Source organism: Opitutaceae bacterium, from assembly GCA_015075305.1.
In the GTDB taxonomy this organism is placed as follows: Bacteria; Verrucomicrobiota; Verrucomicrobiia; order Opitutales; family Opitutaceae; genus UBA6669.
Genome location: JABTUS010000001.1, coordinates 18243 through 39629, shown reverse-complemented (window position 1 = coordinate 39629; position 21387 = coordinate 18243). Strand labels below are relative to the sequence as shown.

Here is a 21387-nt window from a genome sequence, read left to right as displayed (position 1 = left end):
TGTCATCGCTACAAGCAGACAGGCGATGACCTTCATGCGTCCTGGCGAAGGCGATCGAAGGGATGGCGTCTGGATTCTCATCACAGTATTCAATATGGCCTACTTTTGCGTGGAGCTTGGGCATTTGCGGCGCAAACACAATAGCGGGTTTTCGTTCGCCCGATGATTCTTCCCAGGAAACTACGCTACGGGATGAAGGTCGTGCCCGAAACGATTCTGGCCTCCTGGCGGCGCCAGGTGTAGAGCAGCGGCCCCTTGTTCTTCTGCAGTTGCCTGAACAGGTCGGGGCAGTCGCGTTTGTGCACGCTGAGTTCACGCACGCCATCCTGCTCGCATCCAAGCAGTCGCACATAGGGCTTGAAGGCCTCCGGTCGACCGATCACGCGCGCGGTGGGCGTTGCGGATGATTCTGCCGGCGGAGTTCTGTCTAGGACCAGGAGGGAGTAGGGAAGACTGCGGAGGTCGATTCCCGCGCGCTGACCGAACCGCACCCAGTTGCCGTCGGAATGGATTCCGGCAGGGGGAGGCGCGAAGTGGTGACACCAATGCTGTTCGTTCTCCGTTGAGTTGAGGCCGCAGCCGGCCTGATGTGTACAGGGGGCCACGACCAGGAAAGCGCCCAGCAGCTTGTCGTGGTGTCGTTGCAGGGCGCGCGCAACGGCATGAGTTCCCGGCTCCACCCAGAGAATTGCAGAGGCCTTTGCCATGCAGCGGAACAGAGACGCTTCTGCGTCAGGCGACAACTCGTTCAGGACATGGCTGACAACAAGGATATCACTGGCTTCCTCGCCTTGCGCGGATTCGCGAACATCGAGGCCAGGAAATTGTTCCCGTGCTCTTTCGGCGGCGAAACGGCGGGCAATCTCAGAATGATCCCACACCGAGAGGGAACCCACGGCTGCTGTTCCCAGCCACTCGGTGACTCGCCTCCCAGCGATACCGGAGCCGCATCCCCAGTCCATCACCCGCAATGCGCTCTTTCTCGTTGGTTTCCATTGGCGCAGGCGCAATTCAGCGAGAACCGCATCCCATTTCCATCCTATGCGTTCACCATAGGTCAGGTCGTAGGCTGCAAGATCGTCGGAAGTCCGCCAGTAGGCTCCTGACGAAATGGTGCGGTCCAGGAACTGTGTCCGCAGGCGATCCAGAATGCTCCAGTCGAGTGAATCCCAGGTCACGACTCTTCCTCCGCCGCCAGGTCTACGCCAAGATGCCTTGCCAACGCTTGAGACCGCACGCCGTAGAATCGTGCGAAGTTTCGCAAGCGATGCAATCGCCCCTGCTGTCCTGGAGGGTGATCCTTGATCGCCGCAATCATGATGTTTCGCGCGGTGTGCTCTGTGCTGACGAATTCAAACACCTTGGTACGGTAGCCGGCCCATTCGAGAAGCTGGGCGCGCAGGGCGTCGGTGACAAACTCGGCCTGGCGTTCGAGAAAGATTCCGTGTCTCAGGGCATCCGCAAGAATGGCGGGAGGCTGCATCTGCGGGCGCAGTTCCTTCTGGCAGCACGGAGAGACAACCAGGAGCCGCGCGCCGGCAGCTACGCCGCGCGCGAGCGCATCGTCGGTCGCGGTGTCGCAGGCATGCAGCGCGATCAGAACTTCGCATCCGTTGTTTCGAGGCAATTCCGTCGAGGCGATGTCTCCCTGCACAAAACTCAACGATTCCATCCCAGCCTGCCGGGCGACTTCTGAACAGAGTTTCACCAAGTCCGCTCTGGTTTCCACACCCACGACCCGTGCTCGCGGTCCCAGGACGCTGGCCGTGGCAAAGGTCAGATATCCCTTGCCGCATCCCATGTCCGCAATGGTGAATGGTGGGGGAGAGTCGGCCTCCATATCTTCCATCGAAGGGGCGATCAGTCCGGCCTCGATGAGGAGACTGCACAGCACTTCCGTAAATTTCTGGATCTGGCGCAGTTTTGCGGACATGCCTTCGCGCGGCCGCCCCGCCGCATTGGTCACTCCGAGCGCATGGAGCCAGCGCGCGTTCAAGGGAACTAGGTGCCGTTTTTCGCGGTCGTGGGTTTCGCTGCTTGATGCGGGTGCCTGTGCGACAACCTTCTCCCGGAGTCGAACCTTGCCGGATGCCTCGATTTCAATCTGCGCCGACTGCAGTGGCGTGAAGAGCCATTTCCACGGGGTCGGCCCCTAACGTTTGTGGTATTTGAGATAGCCATGAATGCTACAGGAGGGCTCCGCCTATGCGGATTATGGCGACGCCACAAACCGCCAGTTTGCCTACAATGGACGCGGGGAATTGACCGCGGGCATCGGCTACCCGGGCTCGAATGCGACGAGCCAGACCGCGTCGCTGCCGGGTCGCTGACATTGCGCCTACGATTCGATCGGCAACCGGCAGTGGTCCAACAGCACCGGAGTCAGTGGGCTGCGCGACGAAGCAAACTCGAGAGAAATGTGCCGCCCCTTCAGGGCTCTCTGTTTTTGGTTCACCCGTGAACCCATGGCGTTGCCATGGGCTGGGGATGTATCGCCCCGTTGGGGCGCCCGGTTCCGACTCAGCCGCTCACCTCGAATCCATCGCTTCGCCATGGGCAGGGGTTGTATCGCCCCGTTGGGGCTGAGGCATGTCAGTACAACTTGAGGTCACAATGTGCGATGCCGATGGGGAATTGAACCGGCGTCGTCTTGTAATCGGCGTCGCCTGGGCACGACAGAGCGCGCCCCTCCATTGTTTTGGCGCGGATTTGGATTTTCGCGAAGGCTGCGCGGTGCATTGGGCAGCGCAGCAGCCAGAATACAGGGCCTGGCACCGGCGGTGATTCATGTTGCTGGAGTCTGGTGGCAAATCACGTCTTGCTAGGGCACGGCGTAGACCTCCACGAGCACGACTCCAGTACTCACGCCGTCCTCCGCAGAGCCGTGAACGGTATAGACCCCCGGATCGAGCGTGGCAACGATTGCTGCGTCTCCGCTGCCGGGCGCGAGCGGGAATGCGCCGGCAAGCTGCGCCGCCTGCATGACCGCTGCTGCATCGGCAGTGTCGCCCCAGTCATCCTGCGTTTGGATCACAGTGTTTGAACTGTCACTTAGCGTTCGGATCAAGGTGAGTCGCGGATCGCGCATTGTCCCGGCCACATTGTAGGGCGCACCGGCGAGCGTCGGCCCGACCACGCGGATCAGGAGTTTCTTGGGAGCGCCGGGTGAAATGATGAACCCTGGAATGATGATTTCCTCGCCAACACCGCAGAATCCTCGCGTGGAGATGTTGACGAGATTCGCATCGACCGATGTGTCGTCCGCGTCGTAAAGCTCAACGATTCCGATTCCCGTGAGCGAGCCGCGGCCCCTGACAACGGCGGTGTAGAGACCCGGCTGGAGAGTGGCCAGCAGTGCGGCGTCGGCACCATGTTCAGACAGTGGAAATGCGCCGACGGTGGTTGCGGTCAGCCTGATGGCTTCGGCGTCCGCGCTTTCGCTCCAGTTGTCGTTCGAGGCGATGTCGCTCATGACATTGCCAACCTGGCGATTGAGTGTCAGGACCGGGTCGCGGAGAAAATTTGCAACGCCGAGATTGCCGAGGCCGGGTCCGACGGCGCGGATGAGCAACCGCTTGCCGGCGCTTCCCTGGACGACGAAGCCGAGTATCATGACATTGTCCCCTGTCAGCACGGAGCCGCGCGTGGAGAGGTTGATCAGCCGGGATGGCGGCAGCGGAGCGCTGCGAATGGATGAGGGCGTGATGCGATTGCATCCTCCTGTGAAATTGCCGAGATCATCAGCCCCCCTGGCAAACTGGTTTGTGCTGTCCTCCGACTGTCCTTGGGCGTACCTGCCCGTGTTTGTCATCCATGCCCTGACATCCGGCCAGCCGTATTCCTTAACCTGGGGATTCTGATACCTGGCCTCGGGAGGGATGCTCTTGACGAAACTCCACACGACATTGTTGACGCGGAGATTGTCGGGATCCTGCTGATCCTCTGGCACGCACCCGAGGAAGTTGGCGATGCCGATCCCGGCGTTGCCGTTCGGTCCGCCGTTGATTGAAGGGAGTTCGGGCTGGCGCCCCCAGATGGCCTGGGGCCCGATCAATGGATCCATGTCCTTCTCGGGCGCGTTCATGTTCACATCGTTCTTCGCCGCGTGAACATAGGGGTTCCAATAGTTCAGGTGATAGACATGAAGCGACATCGGCAGCACGTTCCGCACGGATCTCATTTCCTCGTAGCACCGGTAGAGGGCGCCGCGAGGGCCTCCGTGGGATGGCGTGGGTCCGGGCTCGCGGGGAAATGTATCCGGTCCGCAAATACCGCCGCCCATGCCGATCGTCTTCGTGTCAAGCAGGTGGGCGATGATTGTCTTCACCTCCGTTGTTGGTGAGTTGACCATCTGCCAGAAGAGCCGGTGCGGACTGCTGGCGCCTGGGTTGAAGTTGCGCAGCCGCCCGTCCGCCCAAGTCCATTCCTTCGAGCCGGGATTCCATTCCCGGCCTGCCAGCCAGAGGTGAAAGGCCTTCAGGTTTTCGATCCAGGCCCCTCTCGTGCCTGTGGTCCAGTAGCTGCTTGTCCCCACTTCATGCTCCTGGATCACGAAGCCGTAGAAGGCGTCGCGAGCTTCGGCGGATTTCTTCAGTTCTGAAATGACGGCCGTGTACAGGTTTTCCAAAAACTGGAGAACCTCGGGCATATCCAGTTTGATGTTTGAGGTCTCCCTGGGCTCGGTTGTCTGGTCGCCGGTTGCGTACTTCCATCCGCGCGTCAGGAACTGGGGCAGGGCGGAAAACTTGTGCGTGAGCATGACACGCAGCTTCAAACCCGCATTCTTGCAGGCGATGGCCTCGGCGACAATCCGGCCGATTCCCGGGTTGCCCAGCTTGAATTCTCCCGGGGTGTTGCCCGGTCCGCTCCCCTGCAGTTCGTCCCAGTCATACTCGCGCTCGATGAAGCGCATCCACGGGCCGGTGGCCTGACATTCTCGTATGAGATCGTCGATGGTGATGGCATTCGAAGCCCGGCCATCCGTTCTGTTGGTGAGACCGTGTCCTGGGACAAGGAGATAGTCGGACTGCGCGCGGGCTGCAGTCATGGGTATGAGGCTGACCACCACAAGCAGGCCAAGCGTCATCAAGTGCGATGGGAGGATGCCCGGCGTGCGAAGTGCATTTTCCGAGGTGGACTGGCGAGAGCGGGGCATGTGCAGTTGTTAAGGAATCAATCCGCCAACGAACCGGCTTCGGTCGGCATGTGAGCGAGGCCGATGGGGGCACAGGAATCGCGGTTCGCTTGAACCTACATGAATGTACTTTGCCTGCCAACCCACGTATAATCGGGGATGCTCCGGGGGCGACTGAAGTCGTCAATCGCCGCGTTGGAGACAAACATTGACAATGAGCGGGCAGAGGGGTTTTCGTGTCCGATTCAAATGAGCATCGTCATCGGTATTCTCACATTTGTCCTGATCCTGATCGCGCTTTTTCTGTCGCTGGTTGTGCTGGCCCAGAAATCGAAGGACGGCGGGGTGGGGGCGGCCATGGGGGGAGGGGCTGCGGAGGCGGCGTTTGGCGCCGAGACGAACACCGTGCTTTCAAAGGCGACGATCAATGCGGCAATCGCATTTTTTGTGCTCTCGTTCATTCTCTATCTGGGGCACATTTATCAGCGCAAGCATGCGGCGGCGGCCGGCGGTGCTCTGCCCACTATTGCCGCGCCCGCTGTCGCTCCGGCTGCTGCTTCCACTGCCGTGCCTGCGCCGGCACCGGAAACGACCGCCTCCACTCCGGCTCCGGTTGAGGCGACGCCAGCGGCACCCAGGGCGGACCAGCCGAAACCCAATCCGTAGAGGCGGCGGATCCCCAGCCCATGACCTCCCTCAGGCAGGTCAGGTGGGTGCGAAGCAGGATCCCCGCCTGCATCAGTTGCATCCTGGCCGTTGCCGCGTCCACCGCCTGGTCGCAGCACAAGCGTTACCGTCCACCGCCCGACTACGTCCAGCTTTCAAAGCCGAATCAGGAGGAGGGCCGCGCATTTCTCGCCGATTTTCGGCAAAGGGGATTTCGCGGGTACCTAGAGTTCAAGCTTCGCGTGATGCCCCGCCGCGGACCAGAGAAGGTGCGGGCGGGAAAACTATGGAATGATCTGCGCGAGGATGGTCCGATCAGCCGAGTGGAACTCATTGGCGATGATTCACTCGATCAAAATCATTCCTCGAGCCTCAGACTGCTTCTGAAGGGCGGGGTCCATTCTGCGGTCTGGAGATGGGACGCAACAAAGCCGGGAGAAGTTGCCGTGCTGGCGGTGGACAGCTTGTTCAGTCCGCTGGGTGAAACGAATCTCACTCCGTTCGACCTTCAGATGCCATTCCTCTGGTGGGAGGACGTCCTCTTCGAGGGTATTCGCAAGGTCAGAGGTCGCCCCGCCAATTCATTCCTGTTCTATCCGCCGCCGGCATTTGTCTCGCGGCATCCGGCTTTGACGGGAGTGAGGGTTTTTCTCGACACGCAGTTCAATGCACTGGTGCAGGCCGACCAGATTGGCGAAGACGGCAGTGTGCTGAAATCCATGTCGGTGCTCGATTTGAAAAAGGTCGGTGAACACTGGATTGTGAAGTCCATCGATCTCAGGGACGAGACGACGCGCAACAAAACGCGCTTTGTTGTCACTGCAGCCGCAATGGATCAGGATTTTTCACCCGTTCTGTTTGCGCCGGAGGAGCTCGCGCATCCGGTGCAACGACCAACCCAGGGGCTCGTCGCGGTGGAGAACTGACGTGAATAATGTTGCGGAGGCGCGGTGCTTCCAATCGCCACGCTACCTGAAAACCTGTTCGGTGACCGCGTCGAAGAAGTGAATCTTTTCGGGATCGAATGTCACGGTGAGCTTCTGACCGGAAGAGTAATGCTCCGTCGGGCGCATGCGTGCGATGAACGCTGTGTCTCCCGTCGTCAGGTAGAGCAGGGTTTCAGACCCCATGTGCTCGGCAACATCCACACGGGCTTCGGCGTTCCATTGGGGCGGGAAGGGTGTGGCCGAGGTCGTGCTCACGTCCTCGGGGCGAATGCCAAGTACTATGGGTTTGCCGATGTGCGAAGAAACGCGCCTTGCCATGTCGGCGTTCAAGGAAATGCGGAGGGATGCGCCCGTTGCGCCGCCGGCCACGAAGCAAAGGCTGTCGCCTGCCTTCTGGACGGCACCATTGAAAAAATTCATGGGTGGGCTGCCGATGAATCCCGCAACGAACAAATTGTCAGGGCGATTATAGAGATCGAGCGGCGCGGCGACCTGCTGGATGCGGCCATCCTTGAGCACGCAGATGCGGTCGCCCATTGTCATGGCTTCCGCCTGATCGTGAGTGACGTAAATCATGGTCGCACCCAGGCGGGCGTGCAGCTTTGAGATGTCGGTGCGCGTCGAGACGCGCATTCTCGCATCGAGATTCGAAAGGGGTTCGTCGAACAGGAAGACTTTCGGGTTGCGCACGATGGCCCGTCCGACCGCGACGCGCTGGCGCTGCCCCCCGGAGAGCGCCTTGGGCCTGCGTGCGAGGTAGGGCTCCAGTCCAAGCATGGTCGCGGCCTCGCGTACGCGCGCGTCAATCTCCGCCTTGGGAAGTTTGCGCAGCTTGAGCCCGAACGCCATGTTGTCATAGACCGTCATGTGGGGATAGAGCGCGTAATTTTGGAACACCATGGCGATATCCCGGTCCCGGGGCGGCAGGTTGTTCACGACGCGTCCGTCAATGGAAATCGTGCCTCCGGAGATTTCCTCAAGCCCCGCAATCATGCGCAGGATTGTTGATTTTCCGCAACCGGAGGGCCCGACCAGCACGGTGAATTCGCCGTCGCGGACTTCGAGGTTGATGCCATGGATCACTCTCATGCCCGGCCCACCCTTTTCCGGGTAGATTTTGACCAGGTTTTCAATCGAGACGTTGGCCATTGCTTGTTCCGGGGATGGCTGGAGCGTGAAATCTGGAGATCACGCGTCAAGGGCGCGGACCAATCCTGGACAAGGAAACTCGAAGATTTGCATTGCCGCGGACCTCTTGCACAGGCAAGGAGATGCTGGCGTCATTTTCCGCACGTCCACCCATGGCAAAAAAGAATCCCCCCGTCGCCAACCCCGTTACTTTTGAGCTTCCGTTGTCTCTCGTTGAGAAAATTGAAGCAACCCTCTCTTCCAATGGAGCCCGATCGGTGAGCGAAGTCATTCGTGTTGCGCTTGAAGAGTTTGACTACAGCCAGTTTCAGGCCGACCGCGCCGAGTATCGACAGATATCCGTGCGCCTTCCCCAGGGAATCAAGAAGACCCTGCAGCGGCAGGCGAAGCTCCGGCGCGTGAGCGCCGGGGAGATTCTTCGCGCGGCGGTCGACGCCCTGCCGGTGAGCCGGCTGCGTTCGGCGAAAGCTTGAGCGGACAAATCCGGCGCAAAAGCGCGGCCTTGCCTTCGAGAGGGTGCTTTGTTTGGGTGGCTTGGACTGTCCATGAGCCAAACAACCGCGCCACTCTCCGTCTGGGCCAGAAACATATCGCCGTCACCGACGCTTGCGATCGACGCCAAGGCGAAGGCCCTGCAGGCCGCCGGTGAAGATGTCTGTGGTTTCGCCGCAGGCGAACCCGACTTTGACACGCCGCAGCACATCAAGGACGCCTGCATCGAGGCGCTGAAGGCGGGAAAAACGAAATATGCGCCCACGCCCGGCATCGAGCCGCTCCGAAAGGCGATAGCGGCCCAGTACGGCGTTGAATATGGATTCAAGATTCTGCCGTCGCAGGTCATAGTCTCGCCGGGCGGAAAGTTTTCCTGTTATCTGGGCGTGCTGGCCACATGCTCACCTGGTGATGAGGTCATCATTCCGGCACCCTTCTGGGTGAGTTATCCGGAGATGGTGAAACTCGCCGGTGCCACACCCAAGCTCGTCCTCGCGGATGACCGCACGGGATTCAAGCTCACGCCCGCGCAGCTCACTGCAGCGATCGGCCCGCGCACGAAACTGCTGGTCCTGAATTCGCCTTCGAATCCGACGGGTGCCGTGTATTCCCGCGAGGAGCTCGCCGCGCTCGTGGAAATCGCCGTGCGGAACAATCTCTACATCCTGTCGGATGAGATGTACGAGCACCTGGTGTATGATGATGCGCGACCGACCTGTGTCGCGACGCTCAGCAGGGAGGCGGAGGCAAGAACGATCACGGTTGCGGGATTCTCAAAGACATACTCGATGACGGGGTGGCGCATTGGGACAACGGTCGCGCCCGCTCCGATCGCCAAGGCCATTGCCGAGCTCCAGAGTCAGACGACCTCAAATGTGACGACTTTCGCCCAGTATGGCGCGCTGGCGGCACTCGAACAGCGGGAGAAGACTGTGGCGGCGCTTTCCCAGATGCTGACGGCGTTCGATCGCCGGCGTCGCCTGCTGCACCGGGGCTTGAATGAAATCAAGGGGATCAACTGCCTGCTGGCGCACGGAGCGTTCTATCTGTTTCCGAACATCTCGAAATTCGGACTCAGCGACCAGGAATTCTGCGCGCGCCTGCTGGAAAAGGAGAAGGTGGCGGCGGTGCCCGGCAGCGCATTCGGTGCGGAGGGCTACCTCCGGCTCAGTTATGCGACCAGTGACGAAACCATCTCCAAGGGATTGTCCCGACTTGCCCGTTTCTGCGCCGGACTTTGAAGGACGCTGGGGTGAGGCGGCGCGCGATCGGGAAGTCCGTTCATCCTGATGGGTCTGCCGCATGGCCAGTGATTCCCGCCCAGCCGTCTGGATTTCGGCCACCCGGCCGCGCACCCTTCCCGCCGCGGTTGCGCCGGTGATTGTTGGCACGGCGTTTGCGCTTCAAAAGGGGACGGCGGTCTGGCCTGCCGCGGCGGCGTGCCTCGCCTTTGCCGTGTTGGTTCAAATCGGCACAAATTTCGCGAATGACTATTACGATCACGCCAAGGGGGCGGACACCGCGGAGCGGGTCGGACCGATACGTGCGGTGGCCAGCGGTTTGATTCGCCCTCAGGCGATGAAACGCGCCGCCGGAATTGTTTTTGCCGTGGCGTTCATGACGGGCCTCACGCTCCTCCGATACGGCGGCTGGCCGATGCTGGTCATCGGGGTAACCAGCATCGCCTGCGGTTATGCCTACACCGGCGGACCGTTTCCGCTGGCGTACAATGGACTGGGAGACCTTTTTGTCTTCATCTTCTTTGGGCTCGTGGCGGTGGGAGCGACCTACTTCGTGCAGGCCGGATGTCCGTCTCTGGAAGTGTGGCTTGCCGCTGCGGCGGTCGGCCTGCTTGCGGTGAACATTCTGCTCGTGAACAATTATCGCGATGTTGAGACCGATGCCAGGGCGGGGAAACGCACGTTGATCGTGCGTCTTGGCCGCGGTTTCGCACGCTGGCAGTTTGCAATCACGCACCTGGCTGCGCTGCTCGTTCCGATGGTCCTTGCAGCTCGTTCAGGACGGTTCGGCTGGGTGCTGCTGCCACTCGTACTTACGCCCGAGGCCGTGCGCCAAGGCGTGCGGCTTCGGAAGGCTCGAACACCCGGAGACCTGATCGTGCTGCTGGGCGAAACCGGGCGATACCTCGCCATCTATTCGCTCACCCTGAGCGTCGGCGTCGTTTTCAACTGAGTCGCTGATCGCCAGACGCGGCCTGATTGCGACGGCCTGTCAGACCTTTGCGATGAGCTGTTCCTTGAGGAATGCCTTGGATTTCATGCCGACATAGGTGTCCACCACCTTGCCGGCCTTGAAAAGTATGAGGGTGGGAATGGCGCGCACATTGTACTCGCTCGATATCGCACCGTTGTCGTCGACGTTCAGCTTGCCGATGGTGATCCTGCCTTTTAACTCGGCGCCAAGCTCCTCGAGAATCGGAGATATCGCTTTGCACGGGCCGCACCAAGGCGCCCAGAAATCGACCAGGGTTGGTGTCGCGGAATCGATCGAGCTCTTGAAGTTGGACGAATTAAGTTCGGTGGTGTTGGCGGACATGATTGGATGGTGTGAAGTTAACCTATTGCTGACAGGGGAAAAGTCAAAACGCCTGTCCTGAAAGCTACTCAGGGGTGGATTTGTGGAGAATTTCCGCCAGTTCCCTGGGGTCGACGTTCTCAAGGCGACGGTCCCGGCGCTTCAACTCCTCAAACGTCTTCATCATGGTTTCCGTCATCTGGTCGTGCGTCTTTTCGGATCCGCCGACGAGGGTGAATTGTTCACCCGTGGTGATGCGTCGATGTCCGTCCTGATTGTCCAAGCCCACTCCCAAAATGCCGTGAACGGAGTGTCGCTTGCTCTTGTTCGAGTTGGAACGTCTGGATGGCTTGTTGCTCACACCGTAACGCTGCCGGCTTCGAAGCCGGTTTCAAGTGACATTTCGGCGGTAATGCCGGGATCCAGCGGGGAGTTCTCGACCGCGGTGCAAAGGATGTCGCTGTATGCCTCGTTCTGGCGTATCTTGATCCTGCGCAGGCGGGTCAGTTCGAGAACGGCGAGAAAGGTGGCGACGAGGACACGCAGCGTGACCTTGTCCGGAAAGAGATCGGAGAAAACGAATGATCTTTCCGACTGGATGCGGGACAGAAGCATTTCCATCTGGTCGGCCACTGTGACCTGCTCATCCCTGATCTCCCCGACCACGAGCTTTTCGGCCAGACGCCGGAGCACGATGTTGAAGGCGTTCCAGAGCTCGATGCGGTCGACGCTCCTGAGCGGGCGGTCCCCTTCTGCCAGGCGGGCCTCAATGACGCGTCGGGGAAGCTTGTCCTGCTCAAACTGCGCGAGCGTGTTGAGCCCCGCCGCGGCCTCCTTGAATTTCTTGTACTGGAGCAGTTGGTGGACGAGTTCCCAGCGCGGGTCCATGGCATCCTCGTCATCATCCAGTCCGACCGCGGCCTGTCCCTTTGGCAGAAGCATCCGGCTCTTGATCTCCATCAGCGTGGCCGCCATGACGAAAAACTCTCCGGCGATTTCCAGGTCCAGGCTCTGCATGGAGCGCAGCACATCGATGTACTGCCTCGTCACTGCGACGATCGGAATGTCATAGATGTCGAGCTCGTTCTTGCGTATGAGGAACAGCAGGAGGTCCAGGGGACCTTCAAAGGCTGGGAGCTTGATGCGATATTCAGTGCCGGGAACCACGACCGGTTCATGCTTCAATCACCCGTAGCGACGGCAATGAAAAACTGGAGGAACGTCAGGTGCACGACAGGCCTGGGTCCTGGGATCGGACAAAGCATGCGAGATAGAATCCGTCTGTATCATGGACATCAGGCCTTATGTGAAGCTCCCCGGAGCCGGGTGTGGCGGGGTACCCAAAGGATTCCAGGAGCGCCAGGCGTCTGAATTCGGGGTTGGCTGAGAGAAAGGCGGTTGTGACATCCGAATTTTCGCTGCGGCACAACGAGCAGGTCGCGTACACCAGTGTTCCGCCCGGTCGAACGTGTGATGAGAGTGTGTTGAGCAGCTCCAGCTGCCTGCGTGCGGCATCGCGGATTGTCGCGAGGGTGGTTGAGTGTTTCAAATGGGGCGCTCGGCGCCAGGTCCCCGATCCCGTGCAGGGCGTGTCAATGAAGACGCCGTCGAAAGCCTCTGAGGAGCCCGGTCTGCGGACCTCTATGTTCCTGAGACGCGCCCGCTCTGCGCGAGTTTGCAATTCCTCCAGGGCTGAGGTGCGCACATCCCATGCAGTCACGCTTCCGGCGGTTCCCACGCGCCGGGCGATCGCCAGCGTTTTCCCGCCGGCTCCGGCGCAGGCATCGAGCCAGCGACTCCCCTTCCGAATGGGCGGAGCTGCAGCGACAATCTGTGATCCAAGATCCTGGATCTCGAATCCGCCGGAGCGGAAGGCGCTCGACTGCGTGACATCTGCGTCCCGGGCGTCGATGCGCCAGGCGTGGTCCAGCACCGGAGAGGGTGTGGCGAGCCAGCCGCGATGGTAAAATTCCGAACGAATGGCCGGGAGGTCGTCCGACTGAAGGCGAATCCAGAGCGGGCTTCGAGTGTTCAGGGTGTCAAGGAGGGGCGAATGGTTCGCCTCCGGGCATTCATCGGCAAGCCATGCAGGCATGACGGATGCGTCGAGGTTGAGCCCGCGCGCTCTGATTCTGAGAATGCCCCGCTTTGCCTCGAGACTGTCAGGCGGTGCAGGCCAGTCGTGGCACCAGCGCAATTTCAGTTGTCGGGCCGCCGGAATGTCGGCGGCGAGCCAGGCGAGGGCGCGGATCGCATCTTCACCTCCGGAGGCAAGTCCTCCCGCCAGCCATGCGTGATAGCGGAAGCCCGTGTAGGCAAGTTCCCGATACAGGCGGCGATCCCTCGAGCCGAACGAGCGATTCCGTTTCAGGAGCTGATTCAGGCGCTCCGGGATGTCGCGATCCGTCGACAGGGCGGGCGCGAGGGTTGCCCAGAGCCGGAGAAACGTGCGCGTCTGGTTGTCGGCGATGGATGGCGGTGCGCCGGACATGGTGACGGCGTTCAGAAGCGCAGCGTCTCGAGCTCGACCACGAAGCCGAACGAGCTTTCGCGCCGCCGGCCCTCGTAGAAATTGATCCCGTACTGGAGCACCCAGAGGTTGTCGAGGGTCTGGCGAATGCCGTAGGTCTGCTGGACAAAGCGGGAGCGGGGTGCGTCGTAGTGAAGTCGTCCGAACGCCTCAAAGACCTCGTTCATCCGGATCCGGGTTTCCATGACATACTCCTCGATGTCATTCCGAAGGTAGTGCGTGCCGAGTCGAAGGGACCACCATTCGGAATTCGCGATCATGACGCTGGTGTTGAGCTCCTCGAGGGTTTGATCGCGCGTCGAATACCGCTGATAGAGGCTGAAATTCAGCCAGCGCGCGGGAGTGAGTGCGAACGAGGCATGCAGGTCTGAGAGTGTGGACATGCCCGCCTCCTTGTCGAAGCGCAGATCCGCGGCCAGATTGAGGCGGAGAAGGTCCCGCGAACCGTAGGTTGCGTCGCGCGTCTGGAGGGCGTTGTCGACCTCAAGGCGGAGGGCATGGCTGTCGCCAAGGTCATCGACATCGCGCCGTTCCCCGAGGCCGAGCGGCTGCAGGTATGTTGAGAAGGAACTCCGATCAATCTGTGGAATGTAGTCCCTGGCGCTTTTTCCGCCCTCGATGAAGCGGTAGCTGAGGCGCGGCGTGATCAGGTGGCGAAGGCCGTCGATTTTCCATGCCTTGTTCTGGTAGGCGTATGTGCCGCTTGCGCGCAATTCCGCGTCGACGCCAAGTTCGCCGAGAACGCGCGTATGGCTCCCGCGATCAGGAGAGGGACTGACATCCGCGTAATGTGTGACCTCGCCGCCGACGACGGGGTTGATTGACAGCCAGTCCCGCGGAGTGATCGGACGGGAGAGCGCATAGTAGGCGTCCAGACGATCGCTCTTGAGTGTCGGTCCCTGCAGCGGCTCGTCCTCGGTCAGTCGCACGAGGCTGGCATGGCCGCGCTGATAGATGCGCAGGCCGGGACCTGAAATGAGGCGCGGCAGGAGCTCGGCGCGAATTTCAGGCAGGCGCTCCTGGATCCGGAAATAGCGATTGAGGTTTGGTCGAACAAAGGCGCCGATCACCACGGCATCGTTGACGTAGGTTGCCTCGATGAAGTTGTCCGGCTGCTGGACGGGAAAATATCTGTCGGGTTGAAAATCACGAAGAATGTCGGAATCGCTCCAGAAATTCATCTCGGCATTGAGGGAAAGGTTTCGGCCGAGAGTCTGGTGGTGCGACCATTGCGCAAAGCCGCGATCCTCCTGGATCGGCCTGCCAATGATGTCGCGCAGTTTGTCGCCGCTGTCGTGGATGAATCCCGTGCGCAGGGAACCGGAGAGCCGGTGGTCACCCTTGGAAAACTCGTATTTGCCGGAAGGGCCTGCGAGGAATCCACGGCTGGAATAGAAGCCGGTGTCGACGCCGGCCTCCACTCCGCGGGCGACCGGAACGTGCACACCCAGCTCGAAGAATGCGCCCAGAGAGGCGCGATAACCCGCGCCAACGGTCAGATAGCGGAGGAACGCCTGGTCCACGGGAATTGGAAAACCAGGCAGGGGCAGCGGCAGGATCCGTCCGATGCCAACGCGGCCTCGCTCCACGCTGACAGTCTCCCCGCCGTGCAGCGTCAAGCGGTCCGCCTTGATTGTTGGCGACCAGAATCCCGGTTCCCTGAAAGTGGCCTGTGCATTTTCAACGATCAATTCCTCGCGGGTGCCATGGAGATGGGTGCCTGAAACATAGATGGGATCCGAGCCGACACGAAGATTTCTCACATCGATGCCGCGTGTGCCGGTGTCAAAGGTGACTTCATCCGCCAGGAGACGCTGCGGGCCCTGCTGGAGGATCACATTGCCGCGGGCAACAGCCACGCCGGTGGTCGTGCGGAAACGAATCTCGGATGCGGTCAGCGAAACATCCTTGTAGGAAAGAGATGCCATTCCGCGTCCAATCCATTCCCTGGTGTCGAGATCAAATTCGGTTGTCTCGGCCTTGAACGCCTCCAACGGAACGTCGGCGGCGGGTGCCAGCGCCGGCACGGCCATCAGCAGCACCCAGAGCATCGTAGGGAGAGAGACACGCACGCCGCATCGAACCCGGGCGCGGTCGGGCAGGCAAGACTGACTCACGAGGAGCTCCCGCTGATGCCTCGAAGGCAGCGGGGCATCAAGGCCTTGCCTGTGAAAATGCTTTGCCCAGCCGTTGCGTGACCAGAATGCTCCGCGTCTGGCGGGGGCCGTGCTGGCAATGGCGACGTTTCCAAGGGCTTGTAAATGAGCTTTTCATCGCGGAGACTGGGTCAGCCCTCTCACGTGTGATCATACCAAAAGAGACACTGGACCATTTCCTCCACGCCACCGCGAGCCATCCCCATGATTTTCTCGGCATGCATCCCCACAGGAAGGGACGCAGCCAGGGAGTTGTGGTTCGGGCGTTCCTGAGGGACGCCATTGACTGTGCGGTGATGGATGCCGCTGGCGGTCAGTCCTGGCCGATGACCAGATTGGATGAGACGGGTTTCTTCGAGGTTTTCATTCCAAAGCGCACGGAAGTTTTCCGTTACCAGTTGCGGGCGACCCGCGGGAATGGAGAGATGCGGCAGTTTTTTGATCCCTATTCATTTCTGCCGACACTGGGAGATCAGGATCTGTACTTGTTCAACGAAGGGAATGAGCTGCGCCTGTATGAAAAGCTGGGGGCGCATCGGCGCACCATCAACGGCATCGTGGGCGTTTCCTTTGCCGTCTGGGCCCCCAATGCGAGGCGGGTGTCTGTGGTGGGCAATTTCAATGGATGGGATGGCCGCTATCATCCGATGCGCCCGCTGGGTGTCTCGGGCGTCTGGGAGCTGTTCATTCCTGGCATTGAGGGGGGGGAATTGTACAAGTTCGAATTGTGGGATGTGCGCGGCCACATCCGCATCAAGACCGACCCGTTTGGCGCCTATTTTGAAGCTCCTCCGGGAAACGCAGCCATTGTGCACGACGTGCGAACGCATGTCTGGGGTGACTCCGAATGGATCAAGCGGAGGGAGGCGGATGCGGCGCGGCTCGATCGCCCCATCTCCGTCTATGAGGTTCATCTGGGGTCATGGAAGCGCAAGCCCGAGGATGCAAATCGTCCGCTGAGTTATCGTGAACTGGCTCCGGAACTGGCGGACTACGTGAAACAGATGGGCTTCACACACATCGAGGTGATGCCCCTGGCTGAACATCCCTTTGATGGTTCCTGGGGCTATCAGGTGACGGGATTTTTCGCTCCGACGCGACGCTTTGGGAGTCCTGACGACTTTGCCTGGTTTGTTGACTACCTGCATCAACAGGGCATCGGAGTGATTCTCGACTGGGTGCCTGCGCATTTTCCCCGGGACAGCTTTGCACTTGCGGAATTTGACGGAACGCACCTGTACGAGCACGCGGATCCGCGCCAGGGCGCGCACATGGATTGGGGGACGCTGATCTTCAATTACAGCCGCAATGAGGTGCGCTGCTTCCTGATCGCCAATGCGCTGTCATGGCTGGATCGCTATCACATTGACGGACTGCGAGTGGATGCCGTGGCCTCGATGCTCTACCTCGACTATTCGCGCAAGGCGGGCGAATGGGTTCCCAATCGTCAGGGTGGACGCGAGAATCTGGAGGCCATCGATTTCCTGCGCGTCACCAATGATCTGGTTCATCAGCACTATCCCGGCGTACTGACCATCGCGGAGGAAAGCACCTCATTTGCCGGAATCTCGAAACCCACGAAGGACGGAGGCATCGGCTTCGACTTCAAGTGGAACATGGGATGGATGCACGACACGCTGAAGTACTTCTCCAAGGATTCGATTCATCGGAAGTGGCATCAGAATGACCTGACATTCGGCATGCTCTATCAATACGCGGAGAACTTCGTGTCGGTGTTTTCGCATGATGAGGTGGTCCACGGAAAAGGCTCGATGCTGATGAAGATGGGAGCCTGGCACATTCCGGAAAAGGCGGCGAACCTGCGTGCGCTCTACGCGCACATGTGGGGATGGCCGGGGAAGAAGCTTCTCTTCATGGGAAGTGAATTTGGCCAGAGTTCTGAATGGGCCTACACCGGCTCCCTCGACTGGCATCTCACGCAGTATCTCGATCACGAGGGCATCCGCCTGCTCGTTCGGGACCTCAATCACCTTTACCGTTCAGAACCCGTGTTGGGCTGCAATGATCTGAATGCCCATGGTTTCCGCTGGCTGGCCTGTCAGGATGCGGAGGCAAGTGTGCTGGCATTTCTCAGGTGCGATCCGTTTGAGCAGACTTTGTTTGCCGTGGTTGGCCACTTTACGCCCGTGATTCGACGAGACTACCGCATCGGTGTCCCGCGGCGCGGCTTCTGGCGGGAGGTGATCAACAGCAACAGCAATTTCTATGGTGGCAGCGGATTGGGCAACGATGGCGGGCGTCAGACAGAGGATGTCGCTTCGGACGGAATGAGCCAGAGCCTCTGTCTCACGCTGCCACCTCTGAGCACGACGATCCTGAAATGGACGGCAGCCAATTGACTTCAGTCCTGCGCGGAACGAGCCAGTTCTGAAATTCGCCGGGCGAGGGCCGACGATGACTCAGCGAGCCAGCGGCGTCCCTTCTCCTCATTCGCTGCCGTGGCATCGCCCATCGTTCCGCTTCGGGAAATGTCGCTGGTCAACCAGGAGAAGATCGCGGGGGCGTTCTCGGGTCGCAGTTCGCCTGGGTCCTCGGGTCGCGCCGGGTATTCGCAGACCGCCCGTTCAGGTTTCACGAGACCTTCGGTCACCGCCATCATGAGCGAGGTCTCCCATTCCCCGGCATGGAATCCGAATTCGCGCTCGACCTCCGACTGCACGGGAGTGTATCCGCTGCTGATCATCCCCGCGCGAACCTCGGGCATCGATTGAATTTCCCGGAGGGTGTAGACAATCACCGCACTGTTGCCTCCGTGCGTATTCAGCACGCCGAAAAACCGGAACCCGAGAGCATGCAGATTCCTGGTCGTGGCGAGGAGAAGTCGCCGGAATGTCCTGGCGGAGACTGAGACGGTGCCGGGGAAACCAATGTGTTCATTGCTCTTCCCAAAGGTGATTGGCGGGGCAACGAGAACGCGCGTGCCAGGATCCAGCTTGGGAAGCGCTGCGTCGAGCCAGGCCTGGCCAAGGATCGCATCCACGCCCACTGGTAGATGAAGGCCATGCTGCTCAATCGCGCCCGTTGGAAGGATCACCAGGGTGGCCGCCTTCTCCGGCCATGCCTCAAGCCCCGCCCGCGTCAGCGCGGGAAGATAGTGTCTGCGATGGGCTGGCCAGGGCTGATCGAAACGCATTGCAGAAGCCGCATGCAAGGACGCGGACGGGGCCTTGACAGGCTGCGGGCCAAAGACGATCCGCCCGGGCGGACACTTTGAATCGATCTCGGCAAGCAGTCGCGCAAGGTGCCCAGCCGCCTTCCCGATCAAAGCGGGAGCATCCTGCGAGGGATCGGGATCGACGGGAGGAGGCTGCCGCCATTGGCCGGGACGAAAATCCGGATCCGTGACATCGGCTGGCCGTGATTCACTGGCCGGAGAAATGCCGCACAGACTGGCTCCGATTGCCTGAAGTGCGGTGCGCCCCGTTCCGGAGGGGTGGAAATCCAGTCCGAGACCGTTCAGGTTGATGACGAAGGTCTGAAGGTCCAGAGCGATGCGAACGTCGCGCGAAGCGACATCGATGAACTCCTCGTTCCAAGGACTTGTATTCCAGAAAACAAGCTTGCGGAAACCCGCCGCTTGGACACCCGAGGCGATCTCGTGGACAAGATCGTGCGCAGTTTCGGGATCAATGCCGAGAAAGCTGGCGGGTGTGGGGGCGAGCACGAATCGCAGTGGCGGGAGCACACGAAGCCGAAGCGATGGGGCGGTCGTTGTGATTGCGCGCCGCAGCAGCTCGCTTCCAACGACTTCCTCGATGTCCAGGGGCAGCGCCATGCCGTGATCCGCCAGGCCGTGCAGTGGAAGAATCACGAGGTGGCAATGCTTGTCCTGGAGCGTGGCGAATTCCTCCCAGGTGTGGTGAGCCCATGCGGCGCTCTTGTCCCCGTTGGCAAGCCAGGTCATGCTCATGACTCAGATTTCTAGCGTGCAAGGCCGGCCGTGCGAGCAAAAGGAGCAGCAACCAATTTTCCGACGCAAGCGGGCATTTGTTGAGTTTGCATGCTGTTCAGGGTGGAGACCACGCCAACAGCCAACGGACTCCTCCGGTTCGGCTCCGGTGCTTCAATTGACTGCGACTATGCGGAGCGTTCTACTGACCCTGTTCTCCATGGCGTCGACCGTCTCGCCAACTTTTCGTCCAAGAAGCTGGCGGCCGAGCGGCGAAGCGGGTGTCACGACCATGATGCGCACACCTTCGTGCTCCACCTCGAGTCCTCCTGCGCGAGGGCCGAGCAAAAGGCTGGAAAGACCGCCGTTCGGATCCTGAAGCGTGACAATCGCTCCGAGTGAAATGTGATCCGAAGGGTGATGCGGCGTCATGGGCAGGATCGCAAACTGGCTGATGCTCTCCCTGAGTTCAGCGACGATCCTTGCCTGACCCTCCGCGAGATAGGCGGCTTCCTGGGCGTGCGTGTCGTACTTGTTGTCGGCCTTGCTCTCCTCGTGCGTCGCCTCGTCACGTGATGTCAATGCTGCCTGAGTCTGCATGGCCAGATCTGACTCCAACTGGCGAAGGATCGCGGTGCGAATGGCGGATTTGTCCACGAGGCGATTGTAGCAGAGCGCAAAGTCATTGAGCGAGTGTAAGTGCGCTGTGAATTTCGTTGTTCCGGGTGGAAGGCGATGCTGCTGGCGCATGTCCGATTCCGTTTTCTCCTTCCACTTGCACTCACCGAATGGATTGCGGAGCCGTGCGGAGGAGATGCCGCAAAAAATCCGTCAAACCCCGATATCCCTGTTTTTGCGCCTCGTCGCCGGTGGTTCGCACCGTTTGTAAGGTGGCTCAAGTCTGTGGCGAATCGAACCGAACAACTCTCCCGTAATGGCGCGAAAAATTGCTTTCCTTAACTACAAGGGTGGCGTCGGCAAGACGTCGTTGATCGTGAATACGGCGGCGGCCCTGGTGAAAGCTGGCAAGCGTGTGCTACTTTGTGATTTCGACACCCAGTCGAACGCCAGCATCTGGCTGCTCAAGCTTGATCGATGGAACACGATCAACGCAGCCAATGGCGGTTCCGTCTTTTCGATTTTCGAAAACAAGGCCCATCTGCGTGATCTGATCATACGCAACGTGGTCGAGGGGAAAGGCGGCGAAAAGCTGCTTCCCGGCCTGGATCTCGTGCCGACCACATTCAATCTCGTGGACCTGGAAAACGAATACACGGGCGACCCCAAGCGTCCGCCTTACCTGATTTTCCAGGAGCAGCTCGCAAGCCTTGAGGCGGACTATGATTTTGTCCTGTTTGACTGCCCGCCGAACATCCTGCGTGCGTCCCAATGCGGCGTATTCTCGGCAAACGAAATCTGTGTGCCGGCCAATCCCGATGCGCTCAGCCTGATCGGATTCACGCTGCTCGTCGAAAAATTACAGAAATTTCACATGCTTTCTGCGAGCTTTCGGCGTTCCGCAATGGGACCGCCAGCGCAGGTGACGAGCATTGTCTTCAACGCCATCAAGACCGGAGTGGACATTGAGGTGCCCAAGATGCGCATGCAGTTGCGCCTGAATCAATTTCGTGCGGCCAAACGCGTGGCCCCGAACGCGAAGATACTCGATACCCAGATTCGCGATGCGATGGTTGTGAGGCGTGCGGTGACACTTGGACTTCCGGTTCTTCTTGTGGGGCAGGATGCGGCGGACAGTGGACAGGACAATGTGATCGGCGATTACCGGAAGCTTACGCAGGAGCTCCTTAATCAGGCTCCCGCTTGACCGATTACTGATGCGCTCGCGTACGAGCGCATTTCACCAACTT

19 protein-coding genes are annotated in these 21387 nt (G+C 60.2%); 8 read left to right on the top strand and 11 right to left on the bottom strand.

Annotated features, from left to right (window positions below; all coding sequences use genetic code 11):
* Positions 1-185: 185 nt before the first annotated feature.
* Both HS122_00165 and HS122_00160 read right to left on the bottom strand, forming a co-directional pair.
* Positions 186-1178: a hypothetical protein gene (locus tag HS122_00165; GenBank protein MBE7536810.1), complete on the bottom strand. Its 993-nt coding sequence runs from the start codon at positions 1176-1178 to the stop codon at positions 186-188.
* The gene (locus HS122_00160; protein MBE7536809.1) at positions 1175-2119 is read right to left on the bottom strand and encodes an SAM-dependent methyltransferase; all 945 of its coding nucleotides are present in this window, start codon (positions 2117-2119) and stop codon (positions 1175-1177) included. Before HS122_00160 ends, HS122_00165 begins: the two co-directional genes overlap by 4 nt.
* 64 nt (positions 2120-2183) lie before the next feature.
* Here HS122_00160 and HS122_00155 point away from each other — a divergent pair, with 64 nt between their 5' ends.
* Positions 2184-2330, top strand: a complete 147-nt coding sequence (locus HS122_00155) for a hypothetical protein (protein ID MBE7536808.1) — start codon at positions 2184-2186, stop codon at positions 2328-2330.
* Between the two features lie 491 nt (positions 2331-2821).
* Here the strand turns inward: HS122_00155 and HS122_00150 are convergent, their stop codons facing one another.
* Positions 2822-5155, bottom strand: coding sequence for a hypothetical protein (locus HS122_00150; GenBank protein MBE7536807.1), 2334 nt, complete (start codon positions 5153-5155; stop codon positions 2822-2824).
* Between the two features lie 228 nt (positions 5156-5383).
* Between HS122_00150 and secG the strand changes: the two genes are divergently transcribed.
* Together secG and HS122_00140 are read left to right on the top strand one after the other, a co-directional pair.
* The gene (secG, locus tag HS122_00145; protein ID MBE7536806.1) at positions 5384-5800 is read left to right on the top strand and encodes a preprotein translocase subunit SecG; all 417 of its coding nucleotides are present in this window, start codon (positions 5384-5386) and stop codon (positions 5798-5800) included.
* Positions 5801-5820: 20 nt separating this feature from the next.
* Positions 5821-6726: an outer membrane lipoprotein-sorting protein gene (locus tag HS122_00140; GenBank protein ID MBE7536805.1), complete on the top strand. Its 906-nt coding sequence runs from the start codon at positions 5821-5823 to the stop codon at positions 6724-6726.
* Positions 6727-6768: 42 nt separating this feature from the next.
* Here the strand turns inward: HS122_00140 and ugpC are convergent, their stop codons facing one another.
* The gene (ugpC, locus tag HS122_00135; GenBank protein MBE7536804.1) at positions 6769-7896 is read right to left on the bottom strand and encodes a sn-glycerol-3-phosphate ABC transporter ATP-binding protein UgpC; all 1128 of its coding nucleotides are present in this window, start codon (positions 7894-7896) and stop codon (positions 6769-6771) included.
* 152 nt (positions 7897-8048) lie between these two features.
* Here ugpC and HS122_00130 point away from each other — a divergent pair, with 152 nt between their 5' ends.
* The 3 genes from HS122_00130 (at position 8049) to HS122_00120 (ending at position 10581) form a co-directional block, all read left to right on the top strand.
* On the top strand, positions 8049-8369 hold the full coding sequence (locus tag HS122_00130) for a ribbon-helix-helix protein, CopG family (protein MBE7536803.1): 321 nt from the start codon (positions 8049-8051) through the stop codon (positions 8367-8369).
* Positions 8370-8441: 72 nt separating this feature from the next.
* Positions 8442-9629 carry a pyridoxal phosphate-dependent aminotransferase gene (locus HS122_00125; GenBank protein ID MBE7536802.1) on the top strand — a complete coding sequence of 396 codons (1188 nt, stop codon included), beginning with the start codon at positions 8442-8444 and terminating at the stop codon, positions 9627-9629.
* Positions 9630-9690: 61 nt separating this feature from the next.
* Positions 9691-10581 carry a 1,4-dihydroxy-2-naphthoate polyprenyltransferase gene (locus tag HS122_00120; protein ID MBE7536801.1) on the top strand — a complete coding sequence of 297 codons (891 nt, stop codon included), beginning with the start codon at positions 9691-9693 and terminating at the stop codon, positions 10579-10581.
* A gap of 39 nt (positions 10582-10620) precedes the next feature.
* On the opposite strand, the gene trxA is transcribed toward HS122_00120, so the two are convergent.
* From trxA to HS122_00095, 5 genes are all read right to left on the bottom strand, one after another.
* On the bottom strand, positions 10621-10944 hold the full coding sequence (trxA, locus tag HS122_00115) for a thioredoxin (protein MBE7536800.1): 324 nt from the start codon (positions 10942-10944) through the stop codon (positions 10621-10623).
* A 64-nt stretch (positions 10945-11008) separates the two neighbouring features.
* Positions 11009-11284, bottom strand: coding sequence for a hypothetical protein (locus tag HS122_00110; protein MBE7536799.1), 276 nt, complete (start codon positions 11282-11284; stop codon positions 11009-11011).
* Positions 11281-12090 carry a segregation/condensation protein A gene (locus HS122_00105; protein ID MBE7536798.1) on the bottom strand — a complete coding sequence of 270 codons (810 nt, stop codon included), beginning with the start codon at positions 12088-12090 and terminating at the stop codon, positions 11281-11283. The genes HS122_00110 and HS122_00105 overlap by 4 nt, the downstream gene beginning before the upstream one ends.
* Before the next feature lie 55 nt (positions 12091-12145).
* Entirely contained in the window at positions 12146-13414 is a 1269-nt protein-coding gene (locus tag HS122_00100; protein ID MBE7536797.1) for an RsmB/NOP family class I SAM-dependent RNA methyltransferase, read from the bottom strand.
* 11 nt (positions 13415-13425) lie between these two features.
* Complete coding sequence (locus HS122_00095) at positions 13426-15504, bottom strand: LPS-assembly protein LptD (GenBank protein ID MBE7536796.1); 2079 nt, start codon at positions 15502-15504, stop codon at positions 13426-13428.
* Positions 15505-15827: 323 nt separating this feature from the next.
* Between HS122_00095 and glgB the strand changes: the two genes are divergently transcribed.
* Positions 15828-17969: a 1,4-alpha-glucan branching protein GlgB gene (gene glgB / locus HS122_00090; GenBank protein ID MBE7536795.1), complete on the top strand. Its 2142-nt coding sequence runs from the start codon at positions 15828-15830 to the stop codon at positions 17967-17969.
* A gap of 2 nt (positions 17970-17971) precedes the next feature.
* Here glgB and HS122_00085 read toward each other — a convergent pair whose 3' ends face one another.
* The gene (locus HS122_00085) at positions 17972-19534 is read right to left on the bottom strand and encodes a creatininase family protein (GenBank protein ID MBE7536794.1); all 1563 of its coding nucleotides are present in this window, start codon (positions 19532-19534) and stop codon (positions 17972-17974) included.
* Positions 19535-19693: 159 nt separating this feature from the next.
* Positions 19694-20176 carry a GreA/GreB family elongation factor gene (locus HS122_00080; GenBank protein MBE7536793.1) on the bottom strand — a complete coding sequence of 161 codons (483 nt, stop codon included), beginning with the start codon at positions 20174-20176 and terminating at the stop codon, positions 19694-19696.
* 277 nt (positions 20177-20453) lie between these two features.
* Between HS122_00080 and HS122_00075 the strand changes: the two genes are divergently transcribed.
* Positions 20454-21344: an AAA family ATPase gene (locus tag HS122_00075; GenBank protein MBE7536792.1), complete on the top strand. Its 891-nt coding sequence runs from the start codon at positions 20454-20456 to the stop codon at positions 21342-21344.
* Positions 21345-21387 lie beyond the last annotated feature (43 nt).

Excerpts from the sequence above, each read along its gene's own strand:
- HS122_00155 (MBE7536808.1), top strand. The coding sequence starts at position 2,184 with ATGCTACAGGAGGGCTCCGCCTATGCGGATTATGGCGACGCCACAAAC.
- HS122_00150 (MBE7536807.1), bottom strand. The coding sequence starts at position 5,155 with ATGCCCCGCTCTCGCCAGTCCACCTCGGAAAATGCACTTCGCACGCCG.
- secG (MBE7536806.1), top strand. The coding sequence starts at position 5,384 with ATGAGCATCGTCATCGGTATTCTCACATTTGTCCTGATCCTGATCGCG.
- HS122_00140 (MBE7536805.1), top strand. The coding sequence starts at position 5,821 with ATGACCTCCCTCAGGCAGGTCAGGTGGGTGCGAAGCAGGATCCCCGCC.
- ugpC (MBE7536804.1), bottom strand. The coding sequence starts at position 7,896 with ATGGCCAACGTCTCGATTGAAAACCTGGTCAAAATCTACCCGGAAAAG.
- HS122_00130 (MBE7536803.1), top strand. The coding sequence starts at position 8,049 with ATGGCAAAAAAGAATCCCCCCGTCGCCAACCCCGTTACTTTTGAGCTT.
- HS122_00125 (MBE7536802.1), top strand. The coding sequence starts at position 8,442 with ATGAGCCAAACAACCGCGCCACTCTCCGTCTGGGCCAGAAACATATCG.
- HS122_00120 (MBE7536801.1), top strand. The coding sequence starts at position 9,691 with ATGGCCAGTGATTCCCGCCCAGCCGTCTGGATTTCGGCCACCCGGCCG.
- trxA (MBE7536800.1), bottom strand. The coding sequence starts at position 10,944 with ATGTCCGCCAACACCACCGAACTTAATTCGTCCAACTTCAAGAGCTCG.
- HS122_00100 (MBE7536797.1), bottom strand. The coding sequence starts at position 13,414 with ATGTCCGGCGCACCGCCATCCATCGCCGACAACCAGACGCGCACGTTT.
- HS122_00095 (MBE7536796.1), bottom strand. The coding sequence starts at position 15,504 with ATGCTCTGGGTGCTGCTGATGGCCGTGCCGGCGCTGGCACCCGCCGCC.
- glgB (MBE7536795.1), top strand. The coding sequence starts at position 15,828 with ATGCATCCCCACAGGAAGGGACGCAGCCAGGGAGTTGTGGTTCGGGCG.
- HS122_00085 (MBE7536794.1), bottom strand. The coding sequence starts at position 19,534 with ATGACCTGGCTTGCCAACGGGGACAAGAGCGCCGCATGGGCTCACCAC.
- HS122_00075 (MBE7536792.1), top strand. The coding sequence starts at position 20,454 with ATGGCGCGAAAAATTGCTTTCCTTAACTACAAGGGTGGCGTCGGCAAG.